At 63.4% G+C, this 6,183-nt stretch carries 3 protein-coding genes; 1 reads left to right on the forward strand and 2 read right to left on the reverse strand.

The window, feature by feature from the left end:
- Positions 1-1,143: 1,143 nt before the first annotated feature.
- Both ACFWPK_RS34380 and ACFWPK_RS34385 read right to left on the reverse strand, forming a co-directional pair.
- The gene (locus ACFWPK_RS34380) at positions 1,144-2,361 is read right to left on the reverse strand and encodes a hypothetical protein (protein ID WP_378923025.1); all 1,218 of its coding nucleotides are present in this window, start codon (positions 2,359-2,361) and stop codon (positions 1,144-1,146) included.
- Positions 2,362-2,732: 371 nt separating this feature from the next.
- On the reverse strand, positions 2,733-3,203 hold the full coding sequence (locus ACFWPK_RS34385; protein WP_378923027.1) for a WhiB family transcriptional regulator: 471 nt from the start codon (positions 3,201-3,203) through the stop codon (positions 2,733-2,735).
- A 490-nt stretch (positions 3,204-3,693) separates the two neighbouring features.
- Between ACFWPK_RS34385 and ACFWPK_RS34390 the strand changes: the two genes are divergently transcribed.
- The gene (locus ACFWPK_RS34390; RefSeq protein WP_378923029.1) at positions 3,694-5,877 is read left to right on the forward strand and encodes a hypothetical protein; all 2,184 of its coding nucleotides are present in this window, start codon (positions 3,694-3,696) and stop codon (positions 5,875-5,877) included.
- Positions 5,878-6,183: the final 306 nt, after the last annotated feature.

The following is a 6,183-nucleotide window of genomic DNA, read 5'->3' on the forward strand; positions in this document are numbered from 1 at the left end:
TCAAGGGTCACGCGGTGACCTCCCTATTTCCGGCTACGACACGCTCGGACCTGGTCCGATGGTCGGGCCGTACACCACGCTATTGGACGCAACCACGAGAGCCGTTGAGCTCCTTGCGCCTTGGACCAGCACGACAGGCAGTGTTCGGTGTAGGGCCATGTCCGTGGCGACTCAGCTCTATACCGAGTTCCTGCGGAGTTTTGTCGGCGCGGATGTAAGGGCTTCCCGGAGATGTCCTGAGGCCCCACTGTCAGCACACCGGCACCGAGTCAGCGATTGGTCGTACCCGTCTTCAGGGTTCGACAGAGCCTCACGTCACCAATCCCTGCCAGCTTCGTCGGCCAACTCCGAGGCGAGCCTCTTTCCATCACCGGGTTCTCCCTCTTCAGTATTCGCCGCAGCCGCTAGCGGTGGAGCTGCTGAGCTCGGGCACGTACTTGTCGATTGCGGCCCGCGAGATACCGAGAAATCGGGCGACCGAGAACCCGCCTCTTCGGGCCTGGTCAAATCCCGCAGGTTGGCGCGCCCGGCCGTCGCAAACGATCGCTTTACGGCACCCGGAACCGGACCGCCAGGTTTCGTTCGTGATTGGCACCCGCACCGAGGTGACCCTGGTAGGTCGGTGTCGATGGGGCCCTGTAAGATTCATGTCAGCCCCGCAGCAATGCGGGTCGGAGATATTGCGCAGGTTGCGGGTTCGAATCCCGTCGGCTCCATCCAAGGGGTTGTAGCTCAATCGGCAAGAGCAGCGCACTGACTCAGAAGGCCCCGCCTCACGGCGGGGCCTTCTCTCGTTCGGTGCCAGTGTCCCCCTACGGAGATCCGGTCTGGTCCCGAAATGGGGTCCCAGGCCTCACCATTGACCGCTGCGGAGCTGCGCCTAACCAACCGTGAAGTCCGAGGTCTAGACGACGAGGACCGCGCACGCCGTATGCGAACTGCGCCGCGCATGCGTGCGCCTCGCTGGCTGTATCGAACAGTGCGCGTGGACCGATGTGCAGGTCGGTCCAGGCGCCAACACACTGCTAGGCGCGGATTGCGCGGTCGGACAGCGCGACACCGACAAGAACGGCGTCAGTGGCCCGGTGGCCTGCGGCGATGGAACCCACATGGTCGTGTCCCGTGCTGCTACGTGCGACGTCGTCAATTTCCTGCGATGTTTCCCGATTGGGTGGCGAGAAGCTTGTCGGTCAGCTCGACGGTTGCGAGGTACCACCAGAAAAGCCAGTCCAGATACGCCGAATCGTAGTTCGCCTGCTGATCAGCCTTCCGATGGCGGATCGCGAACTTGTTTGCGATCAGGAATAATGAGCCCTCGTCCGCGCTGAGAAGCTTCTCCTTGAGCAGATCACGGCGCTCTTCGAGCAAGCCTGCCAGCACCACGCAGGCACTTCGCTTCTCTTCCACTCCGGAACTGCGGCTTCGGAACAGAGCTACCGCGTGAGCAACGGACGCCTTCCGGGCAGGGTCGGGCGTGGCCAGAACGGCGTCAACCAGCCCCGCGCGGGTGTCGTCGACCTCGTAGACCAACCGGCCGGCGTCCTCACCGCTCTTCGCCAGACGCAGACTAATTCCATGGCGCTCCAGGAGGCGGTTTACCGTCCAGCGGTACAGGATCTGTGCGGGTCGGGGGGTGAACGTCTTCCAATGCCAGCCGCAGTTATTCCAGCTGTGGTGCCAGCGTCGGCGGGGCCGGGATACCAGGTCGTGGAAGACCTCAACGAGGTCATAAAACGTGTTCTCGTCCCAGGTCGTTCCTGGCGAACTCCACAGTGCCTTCTTGCCGAGCCGATCCTCGATCAGTGTGTCGAGAGTTTCGTCCGGACCCGCGTAATAGGTGAGGTTGTCATTTTCGCACGGTTCCGGGGCGACCGAGATCAGGTATCCGCGCGTCTGAAGGTCTCTTACAGCAGTTCGCCAGGCGCGCTGCGCAGCAGCGAGGTCTCGCTCCACAGCTTGCGTCGCGCTGGAGACTTCGGCGGCGCGCTGCGAGTAGTAGGGCTTCGGCGTGTGTGCCTCGGCGAGCTTCGGGGCCGCGGCGACTAGCTCCTCAAGGAATGTCCGATCGGGGTCTTCATGCTTCGATGGGGAGGTCGGCGAGCCGAACGTGCCCCATAGGTCCTGCTCAGTCGACGATCCGAACCTGGCTGTGCCAGCGATGAGATTGTCGAAGTCATCTCGTGGTGTGTCAGCGACGAACGCTTTGTCGAGCAGAAGAGCTACTGTATCGGTCCATTCCGATCGTCGGGTGCTGCTGCCTCGTGGCGGCGTAGTAGCCAAGATCGCTTTCGCCTCGAGAACGAACAGCTCACGCGGCCAACGCAAGAGGTAGTCGGAGCTGCGGTTGGCGATATCGAACACAGCACAGACCGTAGCGAACCGGTGCCGTGCGGCCTGTGCCGCGTGGACGGATCGGGTCAGTACGGAAGCTGTGCGGCTCGAATCTCCTAGACGACGAGGACCGCGCCGCCGTCTACGACTTTGTCGAACTCGCGCGCGGCTCAACTTGACCGCATCGAGGGATCAGCTGCGAAGGGAGTTCCACCCGAACACCATCTGTCATTCGGTGATGGTGATGACATTGTCTTTCACAGCCAGGGGATTGTCATCGGGACCCTTGGCGTATTCGGGGATCCATACCGCGCGCGAATTCACGACGACGAGGACACGCCTGCGCCAGCAAATCTGGCCAAAGATGGTAGGAGCCACCGGGTGTTGCCTTGCAGGGGGTATCAGCCCATGGAGTTGACGGAGTCGATCCGGTGTCGAATGATCCGCAGGTCGCCCCGGATTAGACTCGGGTCGCGGCCGACGAGTTCCGCGACCACGGACGTCGGAGCAGCGAGATCAATCAGCCGCTCGACCTGGACGCGTCGCTTCAAGATCTCCGTGTGCTTCACCCGCTTGGCTGCACGTTCCTGTGCCGTGATCCCGCCCAAGAAGCCGTAGTGATCGCGGCTCATGTCCGCGTACTGCCCACATATTTCGAGGATTGGGCAGCACTGGCACAGGGCCCGGGCGGTGGCGTAGTCGTCTTCGTCGTGGGCCTCCCCGTCGAAAGCGGCCTGCTGGCGCCGCCGAGAATCGAACCTCTCAGGGTGGTAGTCCGCGCAGGCGCCGAAGCCTGGTGGCGGAGCGATCGGTTCGAGCGCCCAAATCAGGTCGCTGGGCGCGGTTACGTCGAGGAACTCCCTCGTATCCATCTCACTCCTCATAGCCGCACTGGCGTACGGAATTGGAGCGAGGGGGTCACGCCCACGCCGAATACTGTGCGTTGATGGACTTTCCCGGATCTCAGGCCACGCGAAACGGTCGCTTCGGGACTGCGCCCTTCGCGCCGCGTGGCTGCGCCGTCGGCGCTCGCGGGCTTTCAGAGTGACCTCCAGTGAAAGTCTCTGTCGCACAACGTACTCGCGCGATCCGCTCAGGCGGGAAAACCTGGCAGGCAGTGCGCGACACCGTTTTTCCCGCTATCGGCGTACCGGGTGCTGTACTGGGCCCTGCGGTCGATGACACGACGATCAGACGCTGCAGGGCGGCGGCCAGAGGGTACCGAGCGAATCCCGGTGGCTGGAGTCCTCGTCGGTGTCATCTCGGGCGCGGTACGGCAAGCGTCCCTTTGTGCGCCGACCGTGACGTGGCAGGGCTCTGCTGCTCCCGTGCTGACCGTAGTGATGGGACATTGAGCAGCGTGTGCTGCTCGCGGATCGTGCGAAAGGCGGCCTGATGGACGAGTCGAATACAACGAACACCTCTGAGCTCGTTGTCGAGAAGGCGGAGGACGATCCGTCGGAGGCGGCGAGGCGCGCGGTTGACACGCTGGACGACATCGAACCAGCCGAGGAATTCGTTTGGTCCCGTTTCGGCGATGGGCCGCTGCCTTCGCTGCCGAAGGCAGCGGCAATTCACCGAGCGTTCAAGGTCGCGACCGAATTCGGGCTACCGGAGACGTTCGCCTCCGCACTGGCCAACAGTGTCGTGGATCCCTCAGCCTTGCGAATCGCGTTGAACAACCCGACCAAGATAAACGTGTCCGGCGGAACGATCGAGGTCATCGATATCGACATGTTCACGCCGGGACTGGTGCCGTTACCCACCAATACCCGGACGATGGACGTGCGGGTATACCCCGCCGGCGGCGCCACTGGACACCTCGGGCCGTTGATCGGCCCGCGATCCGAGCAAGGGATCTCACACGGGTTGTGGATCCAGGCCGACAGTGTCGAGCATGCCCTGGAACAGGCCAAGCGCGCCTACGACTACGTGCTGGTTAAGAACCCACTGAAAGACTCGGTAGCTGCTCGCGGGATCGTCATGCCAGTCACGGTCGTGTACTTCGAGATGCGGCACCGCGACAACCAGCCGGCGATGCCGCTGCTGGGCACTGCGGATGGTTCGAGCCGCGTCACAGGCGCACACGCGGCCCTGGGCCTGAATGACCCCAAGACGACCTGCTACGACTTCCCGACGAATCGGGACTCCTACCGCCGGTTCGTGAACGGAATAGTTTCCTCGCACCCGGCCTCCCTAGGCGCCACCGCAGCACGCAAGCTCCGTGCCCAGCGGAACGCCCTGATTACTCCGACACGGGTCTTCCTACGATTCAAACCGCAACCCGGCGGCGCTCACGGATTCGGACGCGCCGTCGCGGCGTATGTCGGCATGCTGCATGTAGACCCGCCGCGGCCGTGGACACCGACCGGGAAGCTAGAGGCAATGGCGGAGGCCGTCCTGGAGGTGCTTCGCTCGGCCGCGGTGCTCGATGACGTACACCACGACTACCTCGCCGGGCTTCTCACGCCACAGGCCGCCGAAGAAGCCGGTCTGCCGACCGAACCCGACGCGCAAGCCGCCTACGTCCTCGCAGGTCTGCTCAGGTCCGATCGGCGCAAGCTGGTGGACCAGGGGATCATGGAGGTCACCGCAAAGCGATCGGTGTCGGCACCCCGCCGCCACGACGTCATCGCCGAGCTGGCGCTGAGGCCGACACGCAGCGCTGCAAACACACTTTTGCCCGGTGCGGTGGGACGTGAGCGGGCCGCAGCGATGCGCGCTGCCTATCTACGTGCCGCACATCTTCCCGAATACGCCTCGCGGCGATGGGATGTGACTGGTCGTGAACCCGACGAGATCTTCGAGTGCGCTCGGGCCGAACTCCGACGTCCCGACGCCGAACAAGCAAACCCCGAAGCGTGGCGCAATCGTCTGGAGCTCGCCGCGCTCGCCCAGTACCACCTGACCGCATACGAGGCACTCAAGCGCGACGCGATGGGTAACAAAGGAGGTGACACCCGCGGCCCGCACGAACTTCTGAAGCTCATGCTCGAAGACGAACGCGGACTCTTGCTGATGCGGCAGGCGATCGTCGATGGCCGCGCTGGCAATCCACCCCGCATCGTCGATATCAGCGGCACCCCGATTCTCGGCACGTTGAGCGACAAGGGCGAAATCCAGGAGGGCTCCAACGGGACAGCCATCGCGGTCACGGATCACTGGCTGCGCCTGGAAGGTTTCCCGAGCGGCGGTCCGATCAACCGACCGGTGACACTTCCCACTGACACACCCTCAATGAGGGCAACCAAATTGCAAGAAGCTGTCCTCAACACTGTCGATCACATCGCGAAGCTGATGGAAGACCTGCAAGGCGTCGAGGCCCCCAGCGGAGGACGACTCATGGACCAGCGCGGCTGGCCGCTGACCGAGACTTCCGACATCGTGATGTCATTAGCGACGGTTCAGTCCAAACTCGGATATTGGAGCGTCGTCGCGGAGAAGCAAGCCGCCCAGATCGACAAGGATGCTAAGGGCGATGACGAAGATTCTGAGGACGACACCCACACGGAAGAAACTTCTCGGGGTTGGGACGACGAGTCATGAGGTCGAGTGCGGCTCGCTCTTCGCCAGAGGCGCACGGATCATCCGGCGATCAACCGTTCACGGGGGCTGTCGGCAACCACACCACCTGAAGTGTTGGTGGTGTGGGTCGGACTGCCGCGCGGTCGAGTGACAGGATGACCTGCCCCCACTACTTGTGGCGAAGGGTCGCGCTCTGCTGACGGTCGCAGTAGCGTGACCCGACTCGACCCACAAGGTTGCGTCCAATAGCGTGGTGTACGGCCCGACCATCGGACCAGGTCCGAGCGTGTCGTAGCCGGAAATAGGGAGGTCACCGCGTGACCCTTG

The organism is Nocardia sp. NPDC058519, from assembly GCF_042719755.1.
GTDB lineage: Bacteria > Actinomycetota > Actinomycetes > Mycobacteriales > Mycobacteriaceae > Nocardia.

What these genes read in the sequence shown, in the direction of transcription:
- ACFWPK_RS34385 (WP_378923027.1), bottom strand. Translation starts at nt 3,203, where the DNA reads ATGGATACGAGGGAGTTCCTCGACGTAACCGCGCCCAGCGACCTGATT.